This window comes from Mycolicibacterium sp. XJ870 (genome assembly GCF_053483975.1).
The window spans coordinates 646,013-664,350 of record NZ_JBEFTI010000002.1 but is presented as its reverse complement, the minus strand read 5'-3'; the positions used below and the strand labels follow the sequence as shown (position 1 = coordinate 664,350).

The window sequence follows — 18,338 nt, the reverse complement described above, 5'->3', positions numbered from 1 at the left end:
TCGGCTGGTCTCAGAAGTTGATCAGGTGCGGCAACGGGATCCGCAGGCCGTAGAGGAACAGGAGGTAGAACACCGCGGTGGTCACCACGCTGATCACGATGGTGCTGCGCCAGGTCTCGCCGCCCAGGAACCGCAGCCAGATCACGCAGAGCAGCACCGCGGGGATTTCGAAACCGATCAGCGGCATCAACAATCCGAAGGCGGCGAACGTGATGGCCCCGACGATCGCGAGAATGCTGCTGCGGGTGAACTTCTCACTGTCGGTCAGGCCGCGACCCACCACCAGCAGAAGCACCGAAAGCAGGGCGATCACCACACTGACGACGAAGGGCCACAGGCCCGGACCGGGCTCCCGCAGGGAGCCCAGCCCGTAGCCGTAGGCGAGCACGGCACCGGCGATCCCGATGGCGAGCCCGATCAACGCACCGATCACCTGGTAGGCGGGGCCGCCCGCGGGTGGGCGCTCCTCCTCCAGTTCGTGAGCGACCTCGGCCTCGATCTCGGCGAGGACGTCACGAGTGTGGTGCGGGTGCGGTTCTTGCACTGCGGTCATCAGCCCTGGTTGCGAAGGTTGAGGCCGTACTGCTGGACCAGATCGGCGTAGCGCTGCTTGTCCTTGTCGAGCTGGGCCTTGACCTCATCGCCGGACAGTTCCATCGGCGTCAGGCTGTTCTGCTCGTTGAACTTCTTGTACTCCTCGGTGCCGAACGTCGCTTTGAGGCCCTCGATGAGCTTGTTCTTGACTTCCTGCGGCGTGCCCTTCGGCACCGTCATGAACCGGTACTGCGTCACCTCGACGTCCAGGCCCTGCTCCTTGGCGGTCGGAACCTCGGGCAGGTAACTGATCCGGTCGGGGCCGAAGACGGCCAGCGGCGCCAGCTTGCCCGACTGGATGTTCTCGATCGCCTCGCCGACCTGGATCGAGGCCACGTCGACCTGGTTGCCCAACACGGCGGCCAGGGCGGGTGCGCCGCCGTCGAACGGAACTGCTTGGGATTCAACGCCACTGGTCTTGAACAACAGCGCCGCGGACAATTGCGCGCCGGTGCCCACCCCGGTGGTGCCGTACTTCACCAGACGCGGCGAGTTCTTGAGGTCCTCGAGGGTACGGTAGCCGCTGGCCGGGTTGGTGACGAGCACGTAGTCGTCGCGGGATACGCCGTACACGACATCGAAGTCGTCGATGTTGGTGACCTCGTCGGGGCTGACCGCCAGCGGGGTGATGGTGAACAACGACGCATTCTGGATGGCGATCTTGGATCCGTCCGCGGGTGCGTTCGCGATTTCGGCGGCGGCGAGCGCACCGTTGGCGCCCTCCCGGTTGATGACCGGGAAGGACGCACCGAGGTTGTCGCTGAGTCCCTTGGAGACGGCGCGGCTGATCAGGTCGCTGGATCCGCCGGCAGATGCGCCGACGTACATCTCGACCGTGCCCGACGGCCAGGTGTCCCCCGAACCGGAACCGGTGCTGGTCTCGACCCCGCCACAGGCGGTCAGGGCAAGGCCGGCGGCTGCAGTCGCGGCGAGGGCCGCGCGGGTGCGCCAGCGTCGTGGGCGGGCGGTTTGGATCGCCATGACGAGTACTCCTGTGTGGTGTGAGCTGAGGTCGAGCGGGCGGACCACTGTGGTGGCCGTCACTACACCGTAGGACCGCGCACGATACCTGTCCAAGGTTGTTATTGCATCGCTTGATACCTTTGATGCATGGCCATCACGTTGGACCAGGTCCGCTGCTTCATCGCGGTCGCCGAAGAACTGCACTTCGGCAGGGCCGCTGAGCGTCTCGCGATGAGCCAACCGCCGCTGAGCCGTCAGATCCAGAAGCTTGAGCGCTCTGTCGGGGCCGTGCTGCTCGACCGGGACAACCGTCGGGTGTTGCTCACCCCGGCCGGCACGGCGTTCCTGGAGGACTGCTACCGGATGCTCAACACCCTCGACGCGGCCACTGCCCAGGCACAACGTGTCGAGCACGGCTCGGCGGGCACCGTGCATCTGGGCTTCACAGCCGTGTCGGCGATCGGCATCCTGGGACCGCTACTCGGGCTGCTGGGCAGCGAGCTCCCCGACATCGAGGTGGTGCTGCACGAAGGGGTGACGGGCACCCAGGTCGACGGCATCCGTCGCGGTGAACTCGACCTCGGGTTGGCCCGACCGCCCTTCGACACGGCGGCCCTGTCCTCGCTCGTCGTCGCGCGGGAACCGCTGTACGCGGTGGTGCCGGTCAACCATCCACTCGCCGAAGCGACCGGACCACTCGGGCCGAAGGACTTCGACGGCCTGCCGGTGATCAGCTATCACCCCGTCCGGGCCCGCTACTTCCACGAGCTCACCGTGCGGTTCCTGTTCAACGGGCATCCGAGGATCAAGCAGCGTGTGCAGCAGATCCTCACCGCGGTGCTGCTGGTGGCGGCCGGCGAGGGCGTTGCGCTGGTGCCTGCGAGTGCGACGGCCCTGCATGTTGACGGCGTGGTCTACAAGCCGCTCGTCGACGTCTTCGGTGGCCATCCGGACAGCGACCCGGCACGGCCCGTCGAACTGCATGCGATCTGGGCCCGCCGCGGACTCACCCCGATGCTGCAGCAGGTGCTGGAACTGGTCGAGCGCTCCGCCGAGCAGGTCGCTTTTTGAGCGCGGTCACCGGATCGTGCTGACTCCCCCGTCGACCGGAATCACCGCACCCGTGATGTAGCTGCTGGCGCGGCTCGCGAGAAACACCGCGATGCCCGCGATGTCGTCGGGCGCTCCGATACGGCCCAGTGGCAGTGCCGATCCAACGGCCTGCGGGCCGGCGGCGAGCAGCTCTTTGGTCATCCGAGACTCGAACAGGCCCGGCGCGATGGCGTTCACCAGGATGCGCGGTGCGAGTTCCCCGGCCAGATGCCGCGTCAGCATGTGCACCGCGGCCTTGCTGGCGCTGTAGGAGAAGTTGTCGCGGCCGCGCTCGGGCGCGACGATCCCGTCGACGCTGCCGGTGTTGATCACCCGGGCCGGATCCTGTTCGGTAGCACCGGCATTCAGCAACGGCGTCAGAGCCCGGGTGAGCAGGAAGACACCTTTGACATTGACGTTGTAGACCTTGTCGAAGCCCGACTCGGGAAACTCCTCATACGGTGCGCCCCAGGCTGCGCCCGCGTTGTTGAACAGCGCGTGGAGCGCGTCCTCACGCCCGGTGACGGCCGCGGTGAGCGCCGCGACCCCTTCGGCGGTGCCCAAGTCCGCGGGCACGGCGGCCACCCGGCCGAGCGGCGACAGCTCGGCCACCGCGGCATCGAGCTCGGCTTCCTTGCGGCCCGACAGGTAGACGCTTGCGCCTGCCTGCAGCAGTCCGCGGGCCATCATCAGGCCGATCCCGCGGCCACCGCCGGTGACCACCGCTACCTTGCCGTCCAGCCGGAACAGATCAGTCATGCGCAATGTCGATGCCGATGCCGAGCGGCGAATCAATGCGCACCGCCTCATCCTTGATCAGCCCGCGCAACAGGGCCGTACTGAATTCCACGGCGATCTCCTCCGCGGTGCGCCGGCCATGCGGCCGCAGCCACCGGTATGCGCCCAGCGTCATCCCGATGTAGCCGAGCGCCAGCACATGCGAGTCGCAGTCGTAGAACTCTCCGCTGGCGATGCCGCGGTCGATGACGTCACGAACGTGCTCGTACACCTGGGTCTCGGCGCGCCGGATGTAGGCGACCTGCTCCTCGGTGAACCACTCCGCGATGTACGGCCCCTCCTGGAAATAGACCGCCGCCCGCTCGAGATCGTTGGCGATGCCCACCAGCAACCGCCTGGTGAAGTGGTAGATGGTCTCCCGGGCCGACGCGGTCGGGTCGTCATGCAGCGCCTCGACCGTGAAGTCGGCAGTGCTCTTGTAGATGTCGTAGAGAATGAGCGACTTGCTGGAGTAGTAGTGGTAGACCGTGGCCTTGTTCAGGCCGACGGCCTCTGCGACATCGTCCATCCTGGTGCCGTGGTAACCGCGAGCGGCGAACAACTTGGCGGCGACGGTCAGCAGTTCGTCGCGCCGGGAGTTACCGTTCGCGGACGCGGCACCGCGCCCGCGAGTGACATCTGCATCGGATGACATAACAACTCACTATCCGCTCGGCCCCGCCGGGGTTATCAATCAACTGGCTGGTTGGATAGTCTAGGCAATCGCTGTTCCAGTCTTGCCGAGTCGGTCTAGACTGCGGGAATGGATCCGAATCCCGACTACGACATCAGTGACGAAGCCGAGTACTTCTTCAACTGGGTTCCGTGGGGTCTGCGTGGGGTCTACCCGCCGCCGGCCTATCCCCCGGTGTAATCAGCAGTCATTCACTCTCTGCGTCCAGGGCGCAGAAGTCCGAGTAACCCACGCCCTCACCGCAGGGTGAACGTGCGTTGGATCCATCCTTACGCTGCGGGCTGCGGCAGCGCGCGTATCGCGTAGCGGACGGTGAGCAGTATCGCCGCGGTGGTCACCAGAAACAGCGGCCAGCCCATGGCAATCCGCGCCACCGCGAGCAACGCAGCCTGATCGGTGTCGTAAAGGTAGTTCTGCACGAGGAACCGGGTCCAGGACACCGTGGCCATCACGGCGGTCACGATGTCGAAGGCCAGCCGCACCCGCGGGACTCGTCGCCACGTGCTGTCGCGGCCGGTGACCCAGGCCCAGACAACGCCGACAAGCGGACGCCTGATCAGGATCGAGGCTGTGAACAGCATCGCCATGAGCAAGTACATCCAGATGCCCGGGAGATAGAAGTCCTTGGCTTGGCCGGTGACCAGCGCCAGGCCGGCACACACCGCCACCCCTACGAAACCCCACAGCGCCGGGCGGGTGGATTCGCGCCGCAGCAGCTGCCAGCCGAGCACGATTGCCGCCACCACCAATGCGGCAATGATCGCCGGGACGCGGCCGAAGGCGGCTGACGTCGCGGCGTAGACCGTGACCGGTAACGCGGTATAGACGAGGCCGCGTACCCCACCCGCCCTAGCCAGCAGTCCGTCGAGCGGGGAGTCCGTCATGGTCACCCAGGGTACCTAGCTCAGCGAGACAGTTCGGCGGCCTCGGTACGGGTACTGCCGAGATGGGCCGGCAGCCGCAGGTATCCGTGCAAGTTGACCAACCCGCGTCGGTGCGGCGCCTCGGCGAGCTGCAGGTCGGGATACGCCTCGAACAGCGCCCGCAGCGCGGTGGCGCCCTCGATCCGGGCCAGGGAGGCGCCCAGGCAGGCGTGGATGCCGGACGCGAACGCGAGGTGGTCACGGGCGTTGGGACGCGTGATGTCGAAGCGCGCCGGATCGGGGAAGACGCCCGGGTCGCGGTTGGCGCCACCGAGCAACAGCGCGACCATGTCCCCGGCTCGCAGGCGTTGGCCCGCTATTTCGATGTCACAGTGCGCCGTGCGCGCCGTCATCTGGACCGGGCTGTCGATTCGCAGGATCTCCTCGACCGCGGCGGGCCACAGCCCCGGCTGGTCGCGTAGCCGTGCGAGTTGGTCAGGGTGCTGCAGCAGCGCAACGATTCCGTTGCCGATCAGGTTGACCGTGGTTTCGAAACCGGCCCCGATGAGAAGCGCTGCGTTGGCGGTGAGTTCGCGATCGGTGAGCGTGTGGTCTGCCGCCATGCGGCTGAACGGGTTGTCATCAGGGCCGCCGGCGCGCACCTGGCGGAAGTGCTCGGCGAGGTAGCCGTCCATAGCGCGCAGCCCGTCGATGGCCTGGCGGTAGGTTTTCCAACGAATCCCGATGTCCAACAACGGTGCTCCGTGGTGGCCCCATTCCAGGAGCTGCATGTGTGTCTTGTCGGGCAGGCCGAGGATCTCGGCGATCATCGCGACGGGCAGCGCGGCCGCGTAGTCGGCGATCAGGTCGGGACGGGGCGTCGCGGCGAGGCGGTCGATGAGTTCGGCGGTCACCTCGGCCACCCGGGCGTCGAGGGTGTCAATGGCGCGTGGTGTGAAGCTCTGCGCCACCAACTGGCGGTAACGAGTGTGGTCGGGAGGATCGACGATGACCATCGCCGGCGGCTCCACCGGGTTGGCCACGCCCGGATCGGTACGGTCCAGCAGGGCCCGCAACGCGCGCGGCATCTCCATACCGGTGGGCGGGGTGACACCGAACCGCTTGTCCCGCAGAATTTCCCGGCACACCGCGTGGTCTGCGGTGACCCACACGAACGGTGTCCGGATGAGCCTGCCGCGCGACCTGACCTCTTCCATCAACGGATAGGGGTCGTTGCCCCGGCCGTGATTGACGATCAGCCGGGCCATCGGATTGCCCCGCAATCCCTGGACTTTCATGAACGACTTCGGCACGGCGTGCAAAGCCACCCACCGTGTCCACAACTTGATGCTCATCAAAACCCCCGTGAGACGCGTGAGACAGTGATACGTTCATTGTCTCCCCAGTATCGATCGCTAGGCTACGGCGATCGGCCCGCACAGGCAAGGAGGAATTTCGTGACCTCGACACGAACGGCGGACTTCGTGCGGCGGCTCGCCGATCCCGACCCAGACGTGCTTGCCCGCGTGCGCGAGCCCGACGCGCTCAGCGCCCGGATCCTCGCCGCCACGCTCGAACAGGCCGAGCTCGTCGGCATCCGGCGCACCACCATGGAGGACGTCGCCCGGCGTAGCGGCGTCGGACGCGCGACGCTCTACCGACGCTTCCCCACAAAAGACGCCCTGATCGACGCGCTCGTACTGTCCGAAGCGCGGCGCTATCTCGACGGCAGCGCGCAGGCCCGCGCGCACGCTCAAAGCCTCGAGGATCGCCTGGTCTACGGCACCGTGTTCACGGTGACGTTCCTGCGCGAACACGCGCTGCTCAAGAAGCTCCTGCGCACCGAACCCGAGACGATCCTGCCCAGCCTGACCATCGACGCCGGCGCGATCATCGATTTCGCCACCGACTACTCAGCGGCGCAGCTGCGCACCGACCTCTACGGCACCACGCAGACGACCCCCGAGCAGGAGCGTCACATCCGCACCGTCGCCGAGCTGCACACCCGACTCACGTTGTCGTTCATCGTCACACCGCACACCGGCATCAAGCTCGCGACCCTCGACGACACCCGGGAGTACGTCCGCACCTATCTGCTACCGATGGTCGCGGTGGCATAGGCGTCCGCACGGTAAGCACATCGCTTACCAGAAGAGGGGCCACGCGCGGTATTCACGTGCGAATGCGAGACTCTTCAATGCCCAACCAACTAGATCGGACCGTACATCGATGATCATCGGGATCCCCCGCGAGTCTCTACCGGGTGAGACGCGCGTCGCCGCAACACCGCAGACCGTCGGTCAGATTATCAAGCTCGGCTACACAGTCGTCGTCGAGTCCGGCGCCGGCGCGGCCTCGAGTTTCTCCGACGGTGCATACATCGACGCGGGCGCAGATATCGGTTCGCACGATCAGACCTGGGCCGCCGACGTCGTGTTGAAGGTGAACGCGCCGGACGACGCCGAGATCGCCGGCGTGCGAGACGGCGCGACCCTCGTCGGCTTGATCTCGCCCGCGCTGAAGCCGGACCTCGTCGAAAAGTTGGCCACCCGCCCGATCACGGTGCTGGCCATGGACGCCGTGCCGCGCATCTCGCGCGCCCAGTCGCTGGACGTGTTGTCGTCGATGGCGAACATCGCCGGTTACCGCGCGATCGTCGAAGCCGCGCACGCGTTCGGACGGTTCTTCACCGGTCAGGTCACCGCGGCGGGCAAGGTGCCGCCGGCCAAGGTGCTGGTGGTGGGTGCCGGCGTCGCAGGACTGGCGGCCATCGGCGCAGCAGGCAGCCTGGGCGCCATCGTGCGTGCCACCGATCCGCGGCCCGAGGTTGCCGATCAGGTCAAGTCTCTCGGCGGCGAGTATCTGTCGATCGAGTCGCCGGAAGCGGAAGTGTCGGCTACGGGCTACGCCAAGGAGATGGGCGACGACTACAAGGTCCGTGAGGCGGCGCTGTACGCCGAGCAGTGCAAGGACGTCGACATCATCGTCACCACCGCACTGATCCCCGGACGGCCGGCGCCACGGATCATCACCGCGGACATGGTTGCGTCGATGAAGTCGGGCAGCGTGATCGTCGACATGGCGGCCGCCAACGGCGGCAACGTCGAGGGCACGGTCAAGGATCAGGCGATCGTCACCGACAACGGCGTCACGATCATCGGATACACCGACCTGGCCGGCCGGCTACCCGCCACGGCGTCGCAGTTGTACGGCACCAACCTCGTGAACCTGCTGAAGCTGCTGACCCCGGAGAAGGACGGCAAGGTCGTCCTGGATTTCGACGATGTGGTGCAGCGCTCGATGACCGTCGTGCACGACGGCGAGACCACCTGGCCCCCACCGCCGGTGCAGGTTTCCGCCGCGCCGGCCGCGCAGCCGGCGGCCGCTTCCCCTGCCGCGCAACCGCAGGCGAAGAAACCGGTCTCTACCGGCCGTCGCCTCGGCACGGCATTCGCCGTCGCCGCGGTGCTGTTCGCCCTCATCGCCATCTCCCCGGCGGCGCTGCAGGTCCACCTGACCGTGTTCGCGCTGGCAATCGTGATCGGCTACTACGTGATCGGAAATGTGCACCACGCGCTGCACACCCCGTTGATGTCGGTCACCAACGCGATCTCGGGAATCATCGTGGTCGGCGCCCTGCTGCAAATCGGGCACGGCAATGTCCCGATCACCGTGCTGGCTACCGCCGCGATCCTGCTGGCCAGTATCAACGTCTTCGGCGGCTTCGCGGTGACGCGCCGCATGCTCGCAATGTTCTCCCGCAGCTGACCCCGAACCTTCGGAACGGATTTCCATGTTCAACTTAGAAAACGTTGCCACGGCTGCATACGTCGTCGCGGCGCTGCTGTTCATCCTGGCGCTGGCAGGGCTCTCCAAGCACGAAACATCCAAGGCCGGAAACACATTCGGTATCGCCGGCATGGCCGTGGCGCTGATCGCCACGATCGTGCTCGCCATCGAACGCGCCATCGAGCCGTTGGGCCTGGCGCTGCTCATCGGCGCCATGGTCATCGGTGCGGCGATCGGTCTGTGGCGGGCGCGGGTGGTCGAGATGACCGGTATGCCCGAGCTCATCGCGCTGCTGCACTCGTTCGTCGGCCTGGCCGCCGTCCTCGTCGGCTGGAACGGTTATCTGCACGCCGAGGGTGATCCCGGCGGCGCCGAGGCCGCACACCTCAGTGCCGAAGGAATGCTCGGCATCCACTCGGCCGAGGTGTTCATCGGCGTCTTCATCGGTGCGGTGACGTTCACCGGCTCGATCGTCGCCAACCTCAAGCTGTCGGCGCGAATGAAGTCCGCGCCGCTGATGCTGCCGGGCAAGAACATCCTCAACGTCGGTGCGCTGATGGTCTTCGTCGCACTCACCGTGTGGTTCGTCATCGACCCGCAGCTGTGGCTGCTCGTGGTGGTCACCGTGCTGGCCCTGCTGCTCGGCTGGCACCTGGTCGCCTCCATCGGCGGTGGCGACATGCCCGTCGTGGTGTCGATGCTCAACAGCTACTCCGGCTGGGCCGCGGCGGCGTCGGGCTTCCTGCTCGGCAACGACCTGCTGATCATCACCGGCGCCCTGGTGGGCTCCTCCGGTGCCTACCTGTCCTACATCATGTGCAAGGCGATGAACCGGTCCTTCATCTCGGTGATCGCCGGCGGTTTCGGCATCGAGGCGGGGCCGGCCGAGGACAAGGACTACGGCGAGCACCGCGAGATCACCGCCGAGAGTGCCGCCGAACTCCTCAGCCACGCCGACTCGGTGATCATCACCCCCGGCTACGGCATGGCAGTGGCCCAGGCGCAGTACGGCGTTGCCGATCTGACCCGCAAGCTGCGTGAGCGCGGCGTCAACGTCCGGTTCGGCATCCACCCCGTCGCGGGCCGCCTGCCCGGCCACATGAATGTGCTGCTGGCCGAGGCAAAGGTGCCCTACGACATCGTGCTCGAAATGGACGAGATCAACGACGACTTCGCCGATACCGACGTCGTCCTGGTCATCGGCGCCAACGACACCGTCAATCCGGCGGCCGCGGAAGATCCGGGCAGCCCGATCGCCGGCATGCCGGTGCTGACGGTGTGGAATGCCGCGAACGTCATCGTGTTCAAACGGTCCATGGCCTCGGGCTACGCCGGCGTGCAGAACCCGCTGTTTTTCCGGGACAACACCCAGATGCTGTTCGGCGACGCGAAGGACCGGGTCGACGCCATCAACGCGGAGCTGTCCGCCGTACACGCGTAACACGGCCCGCGGGCGCTGGACAGTTACCCCTCCGCGGACACTGTGACGAGCGTGCAGGTAAACGTGAAAATCTCGCGGTTTTCCCGCGAAAAGCTGCACGCTCGGCGCAGTGCCGTGAACCGGGCAGGTGACCTGACCGCGCGACATGAACGCCGACCGCTCCGACGCGCTCACGGTGAGGTGAGCGGGCCGAAGCGGTCGGTGTGTTCAAGCGTTGCGCAGGTCGCGATTACATGTTCGCCCGGTCCTCGTCGATCCTTTCCTGATCGAGGATGCTCAGCACATCACCGTCGACCTCAGAGGTGATGTGCCCGGTCATCGTGCGCTGGAGCTTGTTGACGGTGGCGTCCGCCCTGAGGTAACCGGTGTGCTCACCCGTGACGGTGATGTCCGCGACGTAGCGGATGGATGACTGGCTGGCGGTGGTGTCGGTCGATTCGGTGCCGTTGAGGATCATCCCTTCCTCGTTGACGTAGTCGGTGTAGGTGACCGTGCGGGTGATCCGACCCGTCGCGTCGGTGACCTCGCTGACCACTGCGGTGCCGCCACCCGCCCCGGCATACGTTCCGGTGGGCGGCAGGGGCGCCGCGCTGGGAACGTAGCTGCTGAGCTCCGGTGCCCACGTCGGATCTGGCGTTCTCAGGTCACCCTCCACCGGCCCGACGCTGGTGGTGTAGTCCAGATTGGCGATGACCAACCGGGTGTCTGTCTCATCGTCCTGGCTGGCTTCCCAGAAGGCCACCGCATCGCCGGTGTTGTTCCAACTCGCCATGCTGCGGGCGGTGTAGCCGTCGCCGTCGACGAACACCGGAATCCCGGTCTCGCCCTTGAGATCATCCTCGATTGCGATGACCCACTCCTGATTCGTGATGTTGGTCGAATCGCCGGTGCCTCGGTAAGCCTCGTACACCGCACCCTGGATGTCCGCAGGCAGGAACGCCGGACGCACAATCCTCGACATCGGCGTCAGCGCGTCGTACCCGCGGGTGCTGCCGACCGCGATCCACTGTTCGTTGGGCGACATGTCGATATCCTCGTCGTAATCGAGGTTGCCGGTCAGCCGGGTCACCTCACCGGTCTCCAGGTCGACCACGATGTCATCGACATTGCCGGCCTCGTATCGCCCACCGAGGATGATCACACCCTTGCCGTCCGGGGTCCATTGCTTGCCCTCACCGACGGGGGCGACCACCCGGGCATCGGCGATTTCATAGCCCGCATCCGTTCGCTCCAGTCGGCCCACCACCGGGATAGCCGTGATGAGGCCGTCCGGGTTCATCTGGATCTGGCTGAACAACACGTACTTCCCGTCCGGTGAGATTCGCATCTCGCGCTGCGGGTCGAGGACCCGCGTACCGGCCGGTGGCGAGATGACCGGAACCAGTTGTTTGCCTTCTGCGGTCTCTTCGTAGACGACGTAGGAGTTCGGGCTGGTCCTCACTTGGATCATCAGCCGCCCCGTCCCGCCGTCGAACGGATCGACTCTCCCCAGCCCCCCGGTGATGTCCGTGGACACGCCGCAGGTAATGCACTCGACGTTCGTGCCGTCGACGCTGACCTGGTAGATCTCCTCGCGACCGCCCTCGGCTGGGGTGGCCGCGAAGTAGAGGGATTGCCCGTCTCCGGCGAAGCGCGGGGTGTTCGGGTTCGTGATGCCGTCCGGCAGGTCCAGGATCACTCGCTCGAGGGTGGGGTTGAGCACCGTGACGTCGATATCATTCTGTGCGGTGCGGGGTTTGAAGAGTGCCAGCAGGTTGACCTTGTCACCGTCGGTGACGGACACGGTGAACGAATCCATCTGTGCCGCATCGTAATTGATGTCGTCCGGGGTATAGGTGAACTCGCCGGTCTCCTGATCGATCGTCACCGTCCCGTACTTCGGCTGCTCAGTCACCGTGTACGTCAGTTCGTCACCCTCGGCGTCGGTGACGCCGATGTTGCCGGTCACCGTTTGGCCGGTCTGCACCGTCGTGGTGGGGTTACTGATCACCGGCGCCTGGTTGAACAGATTTCGCCGAACCCAAGCCAACACGGCCCAGCTCGCCGGGTTCACCGGCTCCGGCGTCGACCGGTCCGGCGCCAGGAACGGATTGAGGATGTTGGTGACAATGCCGCCCAAAACTCCCACCGCACCGTCGGCGGGAGCGGGCACGACGACCCGGGCCACAGGCGTGGCAACGGCCGTCGCAGTCGCCTCAGCCGTGGCCTGCATATCGCTTGCCGCAGAAGCTAATACCGCCTCCACTTCGTCCGCAGTCGCCGCCATATCCGGCCTGGCGAACTGCTCGGAGATCTTCTCGGCCACCCGCTCCGTGGCCTTCGCAGTGACCTGCTCCACCCGCGCCACAGACCGATTGAGCGTGTCACTGATGCTCACCACCCCGTCCGGGACCTCCGACGGCGCGGTATCTGAGGCGCGCGGCGACGCGGGCTCCGGCAGCGACAGGGCCGGCTTGTCAAAGACGTCGGACAGCTGTCGCACCGCTTCCCGGACCTTCTCTGGCATCGACGACACGGCCTCCACCGGCGCTTCGGTGGTCTCGGTGGGTGTGGTCGGAACAGTTGATTCCTCCTGAACCCCAACGCTATCGGTGTCGGCGGCGGATGTTGGTTGTTCAGTCGGCTGGCTGGTCGACGAGGCCTTCCGCTCCCACTTGGACTTGGACTTCGACTTGCGCTCCACGCCATTCCTGTCGCGGCCATTGCCGATGCCGACCGAAGGAGGACTGCTCTTGGCCGGCGTCGAAGCCGAGCCGCCGGTTGCACTGTCGGATGCCGCAGCGGACGACGCAGCGGACGAATCACCGGACGACGCCGAAGTGGACGTGGACGATTCCGAAGAGGACGTGCCCGTGGTGTCCGCCGCGGCGACGCCGTGGCCGGTGGCCACTGCCGCGACCAGCCACCCCGTCACCACGACAGCGCTGTATGCACCAATCCGCGCGGTAGTTTGGACTGTTCGGGGAAATGGCGGACGTACCGGCCCGCTCGACGAGGGGGAGGTGAACGAGGGATTGAAGAGCGGATTACGAGCGGTCATGGCTTGGCTCCGATGCCCTAGGGTCCTATTTAATTTCTGTGACGAACTTAATAACAGCATATTGTTGACGCCGTCAAGGAGGTTCCGCTGAAACGGTCAGAATCGGCGCGGCAGGAAACCCAGGTACTGCACCTGTTGCATCGCCAGCGCGTCGTTCACCTCCTGCGAACCGAAGGTCCGCTGGCCCGCGCCGACCTGGCTGACCGGCTCGGGTTGAGCCGTCCGTCGATCACAACCATCGTCGGGGAGCTGATCGATGACGGAACGCTGATCGAACTGGATTCGCGCGTCGAAGGTCCGGGTTACCGCGGTCGCCCGCGCAAACTTCTGGGCTGCAACCCGCAGGCACGGCGGGTACTCGGAATTTGGATCGATGAGCATCGCGCACATGTCGTCGTTGCCGACGCGACGGGCAGCATCTCCCGTGAGGATTCGACGCCTACCGGTGAAAGAACCTCTGCGTCCGTGATCCGGTCGATCATCCGAATTTCAAAGCAACTGATCGACGATCCCACCGGAGGACCAGTTGCTGCAGCGGGCATCTGTCTAACTGGATTCATCGACACCACAACGGGTTTCGTCGTCGATTCGAAAGCGCTCGGCTGGTCGGAGGTGGAACTGGGCAAGCCGATCTCCCGCGCGCTCGGCATACCGACCGCCGTGCAGGATTCGACGCAGGCCATGACTCTTGCCGAAACCATCGCCGGCGAGGCCAGGGCGGTGCGCTCCGCACTGGTACTCAACTGCGGAGGCCATGTCGATGTCGGACTGATCATCGGCGGGCGGCCTTACGCGGGCGCGACCGGAGTAGCCGGAGCAATCGGGCACATGCCTGTCTCCGGCAGCCTCGCGAAATGCACGTGCGGGCGGGTCGGGTGCGTCAACGCCAGCATGTCGCTGCATGCCATGCAGGCCGTCGCCCCGCACACCGAGGGCGTTCCGCTGAGGGATATCGACCTCGACGTGGTCAGGGCGGCAACGAGTCGAAATCCGGAGTCGCAGAAGATCATCCGCGACGTCATCGACCGGATCGCGCGCATGTCCATCCTCGTCGAAGCGATCTTCGACCCGGAGATCCTCATCCTCTCGGGTCTCATCATCGAGTTCGAGGAACTCATCACTGCCCTTCAAGCCCGCATCGATGAGATCAGGCCACCCGAACGACGCGGCCGTACGAGCACCGTGCGCTCACAGATCGGCCGCGACCACCGCGTCTCGGTCATCGTCGCCCTGCAGCAACTCGATCCCGATATCGCCGGACTGGTGCGCACGCCGATGCCCTGAGAAGGTGAGCGGAAACTAGGATGTCCAACTATGCCGGTTGACCGTCTCCTGCCTTCCGATGACGCGCGCGAGCTCATCGCGTTGACCCGCGATATCGCCGACAAGGTCCTCGATCCGATCGTCGACCAACATGAGAAGGCCGAGACCTACCCCGAAGGGGTCATGGCACAGCTCGGCGCCGCCGGGCTGCTCAGCCTGCCCCAGCCCGAGGAATGGGGTGGCGGCGGTCAGCCCTACGAGGTCTACCTGCAGGTCCTCGAGGAGCTCGCCGCACGCTGGGCGGCCGTCGCGGTAGCGGTCAGCGTGCACAGCCTGTCGTCGCATCCGCTACTCGCGTTCGGCACCGACGAACAGAAGGCCCGCTGGCTACCCGGCATGCTCTCCGGTGACCAGATCGGGGCGTACAGCCTGTCCGAACCGCAGGCCGGATCAGATGCGGCGGCGCTGCGGTGTGCCGCCAAGAAGACCGACGACGGGTATGTGGTCAACGGGTCCAAAGCGTGGATCACCCATGGCGGGAAGGCCGATTTCTACACCCTGTTCGCCCGGACCGGTGAAGGCTCGGGTTCCGGAGGGCAGGAGCGAAGCGACCGGGGAAGTCGGGGGAGCATCTCCTGCTTCTTGGTGCCGGGTGACCTCGACGGGCTGAGCTTCGGCAAGCCCGAGGAGAAGATGGGTCTGCACGCCGTGCCGACCACGTCGGCGTTCTATGACAACGCACGTCTCGACGCTGACCGGCTGATCGGCGAAGAGGGGCAGGGACTGTCAATCGCATTCTCCGCCTTGGATTCCGGCCGTCTCGGTATCGCCGCGGTGGCCGTCGGCATCGCACAGGCGGCGCTCGATGAGGCCGTCCGGTACGCCAATGAGCGAACGACGTTCGGCCGCAAGATCATCGATCATCAGGGCCTGGGATTTCTGCTGGCCGACATGGCCGCCGCGGTCATCAGTGCCCGCGCCACATACCTGGATGCCGCGCGCCGGCGCGACGCCGGATTGGCGTATTCGACGCAGGCCAGCGTCGCCAAGCTGGTGGCGACGGACGCCGCGATGAAGGTCACCACCGATGCGGTGCAGGTGTTCGGCGGCGTCGGGTACACCCGGGACTTCCGGGTCGAGCGGTACATGCGCGAAGCCAAGATCACCCAGATCTTCGAGGGCACCAACCAGATTCAGCGGCTGGTCATCTCGCGCGGGCTGGGTTCCTGACGAAGCCGCTGACCGCGCTGAGGAATTCCTCAGGCGTCTCCACCATCGGACTATGGCCCGCCCCGGAGATCACGCGGGGCGGCAGTCCGGCTGCGGTGTAGCGCTCGACGTTTGCGGCCGTCGGTGTGAGCACATCCTCGCTGCCCCACACCACGAGCACCGGCTTATCCAGTGCGGCAAGTGTTTCCACGACAGAACGCGAGCCATTCGTGGAGTCGCAGACCCCGGCATAGGTGAGACGCTGCAATGAACGTTGCGCAAAGTCCGGCACCGGGTAGTCGGCGGCGAAGCCAGTCTGCAACGAGCTATCGGTGATCGCGTCGATACCACGGAACTGGTCCAGCGCAGGCCCGATCACCGGCCAGCACACCATCTTTCCCAATAGCGGCATGGTCACCAGATCGTCGGCGGCGGGCGTGTCCGACACCACAACGCGTTCCACCAGATCCGGGTACTGGCTGGCCACCTCGGCAGCGACCGAACCACCCATCGAGTGCCCGATCAGTACCGCATGACGGACACCCAATTCCACCAACGCGCTACGCACCGCTGAGGCCCGCGCGGGCGCGCCATACGACACGGCATCGCGGGGCGCCTCGGAACCGCCGTGACCCACCAAATCGATGGCGATGACGCGATGGTCCGCAGCGAGCATCGGGGCGAGCTTCTCCCACCATTCGATCGACGCAGAGTAGCCATGCAACAGCACCACCGCCCGCTCCCCCGGCCGCCGGCCGTACTCGCGCACGTTGAGGTCAGGGCCATCGAGCGCGAGCACGTGCCCGTCGGCGAACGGCTCGGCGGCCCGCTCGGCCCTGGTCACGAAGAATGCGTTCACCAGCACCGCGACTACCAGCACGGACAACACCAGCACGGCGATGCGTAGTTTCATGGGAGGACGGTAGCGGTACGGCGAAATATCCGACCAGTCAATATTGCGCTGCCGGCCGCATAATGGCAGGTGATCATGAAGTCACCCGCCCATGTGTTCCGTAAGCCCCGGCGTCGTCCACGGCACCGGGTCGCACGGTCCGCGCGCAGGGTGGCGGTCGGTCTGACCGCGGCCATGGTGCTCGCCGCCACCGGCATGGGCTGGGTGACCTACCGCGGCGCGCTGGAGGGCATCACGACCTCCGACGCCCTCGAAGGCGAGTCCACCTCGACCGGCGACACCGAGAACATCCTGATCATGGGGATCGACAGCCGGCTGGACCAACACGGCAACCCGCTGCCACAGGATATCTACGACGCCATGCACGCCGGCGACGAGACCACGGGCGACTACACCGCCGACGTGCTCATCGTGGTTCACCTACCCGGCGACGGCAGCCCCGCCACCGCGTTCTCCATCCCCCGCGACGACTACGTCGACCTCGCCGGATGTCCGGGCGACATCTGCGAAGGGAAAGTCAAGGAGGCATACGGCTACGCCTATGAGGCCGCGAAAGATTCGTCGGAAGCCGAGTCCGAAGATGCCGCTGCGACCGATCTCGCGGCAACCGAGCAGCAGGCCCGGGAGGCTGGCCGTAAGGCCCAAATCGCCACTGTACGAGAGCTTCTCGAGATTCCGATCGACCACTTCGTCGAGATCACACTCGGGGCGTTCTTCGAGATCGCCAAGGCGGTCGCACCGATCACCGTGTGCCTCAACGAAGCCACGTCAGATCCCTATTCCGGAGCCGACTTCCAGAAGGGGGAACAGCAGATCGACGCCGCCCAGGCGATGGCGTTCGTGCGTCAGCGGCGTGACATCAACGATGCAGGTTTCACCGATCTGGACCGCACGCGCCGCCAGCAGGCCTTCATCGCCGCACTGGTGACGCGACTCGGCGAGAGTGGCGCGCTGAACAACACAGACACCCTGCGCAACCTGCTGAACGTGGTCAAACACAATGTCGCGCTGGACGCCGGCTTCGATATCGCAAGTTTCGCCCGGCGCGCCACCGCGCTGACGGAGAATCCACCGACGCTCTACACCCTTCCGATCGTCGAGTTCACCACGAACGAGTACGGCGAGGACATCAACATCATCGACGTGCCCACGATCCGCAAGATCGTGGACGACCTGGTGACCGACGACGACGCCGCCACCACAACGACCTCCACCGCCGTCGCCAAGCCCCTCGACGGGCAGGGCGCGACCCTCGATGTCATCAATGGATCCAACTACACGGGTCTCGCATCGCAACTCCGAACCACCTTCGGCGCACAGGGATTCACCGAGGGCGAAGTCGGCGACGCCGAAGCGCTGGCCGCGACCACCACGATCGAGTACGGGCCGGGAGCAGATGCCGCGGCCCAGGCCCTCGCCGACGAGCTGGGCGTGACGGCGACACTCTCGGAAGAGGTGCTCGCCGATACGGTGCAACTCACGGTCGGCACCGACTTCCCCGGCGACGAGTATTTGAATGAATCCGTAGAGACCACAACGGAAACCACCACCACGGAGTCGACGACGACCACGCCGGTCACCACCGTGGCCGCGACGGCGTCCGGCACCTACACCCCGGCGCCCACCGATCTGAGCCAGATGACCGCCTCCGGAGTCCCCTGCGTGAAGTGAGCAGACGCAAACTCGCACGACACGCCGGG

At 66.0% G+C, this 18,338-nt stretch carries 16 protein-coding genes; 8 read left to right on the top strand and 8 right to left on the bottom strand.

All coding sequences use genetic code 11. From position 1 onward, the window contains the following. Window positions 1-10 precede the first annotated feature (10 nt). Both ABQF30_RS14670 and ABQF30_RS14665 read right to left on the bottom strand, forming a co-directional pair. Window positions 11-553 (bottom strand): tripartite tricarboxylate transporter TctB family protein, encoded by a 543-nt coding sequence (locus tag ABQF30_RS14670; RefSeq protein ID WP_448464836.1) that lies wholly within the window; start codon window positions 551-553, stop codon window positions 11-13. Next, window positions 553-1,575 (bottom strand): tripartite tricarboxylate transporter substrate binding protein, encoded by a 1,023-nt coding sequence (locus tag ABQF30_RS14665; protein WP_448464834.1) that lies wholly within the window; start codon window positions 1,573-1,575, stop codon window positions 553-555. Before ABQF30_RS14665 ends, ABQF30_RS14670 begins: the two co-directional genes overlap by 1 nt. 129 nt (window positions 1,576-1,704) lie before the next feature. On the opposite strand from ABQF30_RS14665, the gene ABQF30_RS14660 reads away from it, so the two are divergent. Continuing rightward, a complete protein-coding gene (locus tag ABQF30_RS14660) occupies window positions 1,705-2,628 on the top strand; it encodes a LysR family transcriptional regulator (protein WP_448464832.1) in 924 nt (307 codons plus the stop codon). Window positions 2,629-2,634: 6 nt separating this feature from the next. On the opposite strand, the gene ABQF30_RS14655 is transcribed toward ABQF30_RS14660, so the two are convergent. Together ABQF30_RS14655 and ABQF30_RS14650 are read right to left on the bottom strand one after the other, a co-directional pair. Continuing rightward, window positions 2,635-3,408, bottom strand: a complete 774-nt coding sequence (locus ABQF30_RS14655; RefSeq protein ID WP_448464830.1) for an SDR family oxidoreductase — start codon at window positions 3,406-3,408, stop codon at window positions 2,635-2,637. Then, window positions 3,401-4,081 carry a TetR/AcrR family transcriptional regulator gene (locus ABQF30_RS14650; protein WP_448464828.1) on the bottom strand — a complete coding sequence of 227 codons (681 nt, stop codon included), beginning with the start codon at window positions 4,079-4,081 and terminating at the stop codon, window positions 3,401-3,403. Before ABQF30_RS14650 ends, ABQF30_RS14655 begins: the two co-directional genes overlap by 8 nt. A gap of 108 nt (window positions 4,082-4,189) precedes the next feature. Between ABQF30_RS14650 and ABQF30_RS14645 the strand changes: the two genes are divergently transcribed. Further along, complete coding sequence (locus ABQF30_RS14645) at window positions 4,190-4,300, top strand: hypothetical protein (protein WP_448464826.1); 111 nt, start codon at window positions 4,190-4,192, stop codon at window positions 4,298-4,300. Between the two features lie 89 nt (window positions 4,301-4,389). On the opposite strand, the gene ABQF30_RS14640 is transcribed toward ABQF30_RS14645, so the two are convergent. Continuing rightward, the gene (locus ABQF30_RS14640; protein WP_448464825.1) at window positions 4,390-5,004 is read right to left on the bottom strand and encodes a DUF3159 domain-containing protein; all 615 of its coding nucleotides are present in this window, start codon (window positions 5,002-5,004) and stop codon (window positions 4,390-4,392) included. A gap of 20 nt (window positions 5,005-5,024) precedes the next feature. Continuing rightward, complete coding sequence (locus tag ABQF30_RS14635) at window positions 5,025-6,338, bottom strand: cytochrome P450 (protein WP_448464823.1); 1,314 nt, start codon at window positions 6,336-6,338, stop codon at window positions 5,025-5,027. 102 nt (window positions 6,339-6,440) lie between these two features. Here ABQF30_RS14635 and ABQF30_RS14630 point away from each other — a divergent pair, with 102 nt between their 5' ends. The 3 genes from ABQF30_RS14630 to pntB all read left to right on the top strand — a co-directional run bounded on the left by ABQF30_RS14630 (window position 6,441) and on the right by pntB (window position 10,213). Further along, window positions 6,441-7,103, top strand: coding sequence for a TetR/AcrR family transcriptional regulator (locus ABQF30_RS14630; RefSeq protein ID WP_448464821.1), 663 nt, complete (start codon window positions 6,441-6,443; stop codon window positions 7,101-7,103). A gap of 109 nt (window positions 7,104-7,212) precedes the next feature. Further along, window positions 7,213-8,751 (top strand): Re/Si-specific NAD(P)(+) transhydrogenase subunit alpha, encoded by a 1,539-nt coding sequence (locus ABQF30_RS14625; RefSeq protein ID WP_448464819.1) that lies wholly within the window; start codon window positions 7,213-7,215, stop codon window positions 8,749-8,751. A 25-nt stretch (window positions 8,752-8,776) separates the two neighbouring features. Continuing rightward, entirely contained in the window at window positions 8,777-10,213 is a 1,437-nt protein-coding gene (gene pntB, locus ABQF30_RS14620; RefSeq protein ID WP_448464817.1) for a Re/Si-specific NAD(P)(+) transhydrogenase subunit beta, read from the top strand. A gap of 229 nt (window positions 10,214-10,442) precedes the next feature. On the opposite strand, the gene ABQF30_RS14615 is transcribed toward pntB, so the two are convergent. Next, complete coding sequence (locus tag ABQF30_RS14615) at window positions 10,443-13,130, bottom strand: cadherin-like domain-containing protein (protein WP_448464815.1); 2,688 nt, start codon at window positions 13,128-13,130, stop codon at window positions 10,443-10,445. A gap of 258 nt (window positions 13,131-13,388) precedes the next feature. Here ABQF30_RS14615 and ABQF30_RS14610 point away from each other — a divergent pair, with 258 nt between their 5' ends. Further along, a complete protein-coding gene (locus tag ABQF30_RS14610; protein ID WP_448464813.1) occupies window positions 13,389-14,537 on the top strand; it encodes an ROK family protein in 1,149 nt (382 codons plus the stop codon). Window positions 14,538-14,567: 30 nt separating this feature from the next. Beyond that, complete coding sequence (locus ABQF30_RS14605; RefSeq protein ID WP_448464811.1) at window positions 14,568-15,746, top strand: acyl-CoA dehydrogenase family protein; 1,179 nt, start codon at window positions 14,568-14,570, stop codon at window positions 15,744-15,746. Here the strand turns inward: ABQF30_RS14605 and ABQF30_RS14600 are convergent. Continuing rightward, window positions 15,721-16,638: an alpha/beta fold hydrolase gene (locus ABQF30_RS14600; RefSeq protein ID WP_448464809.1), complete on the bottom strand. Its 918-nt coding sequence runs from the start codon at window positions 16,636-16,638 to the stop codon at window positions 15,721-15,723. The two genes, ABQF30_RS14605 and ABQF30_RS14600, sit on opposite strands and share 26 nt — an antisense overlap. Before the next feature lie 75 nt (window positions 16,639-16,713). On the opposite strand from ABQF30_RS14600, the gene ABQF30_RS14595 reads away from it, so the two are divergent. Then, a complete protein-coding gene (locus tag ABQF30_RS14595; protein ID WP_448464807.1) occupies window positions 16,714-18,309 on the top strand; it encodes an LCP family protein in 1,596 nt (531 codons plus the stop codon). The last annotated feature ends 29 nt before the right edge of the window (window positions 18,310-18,338 follow it).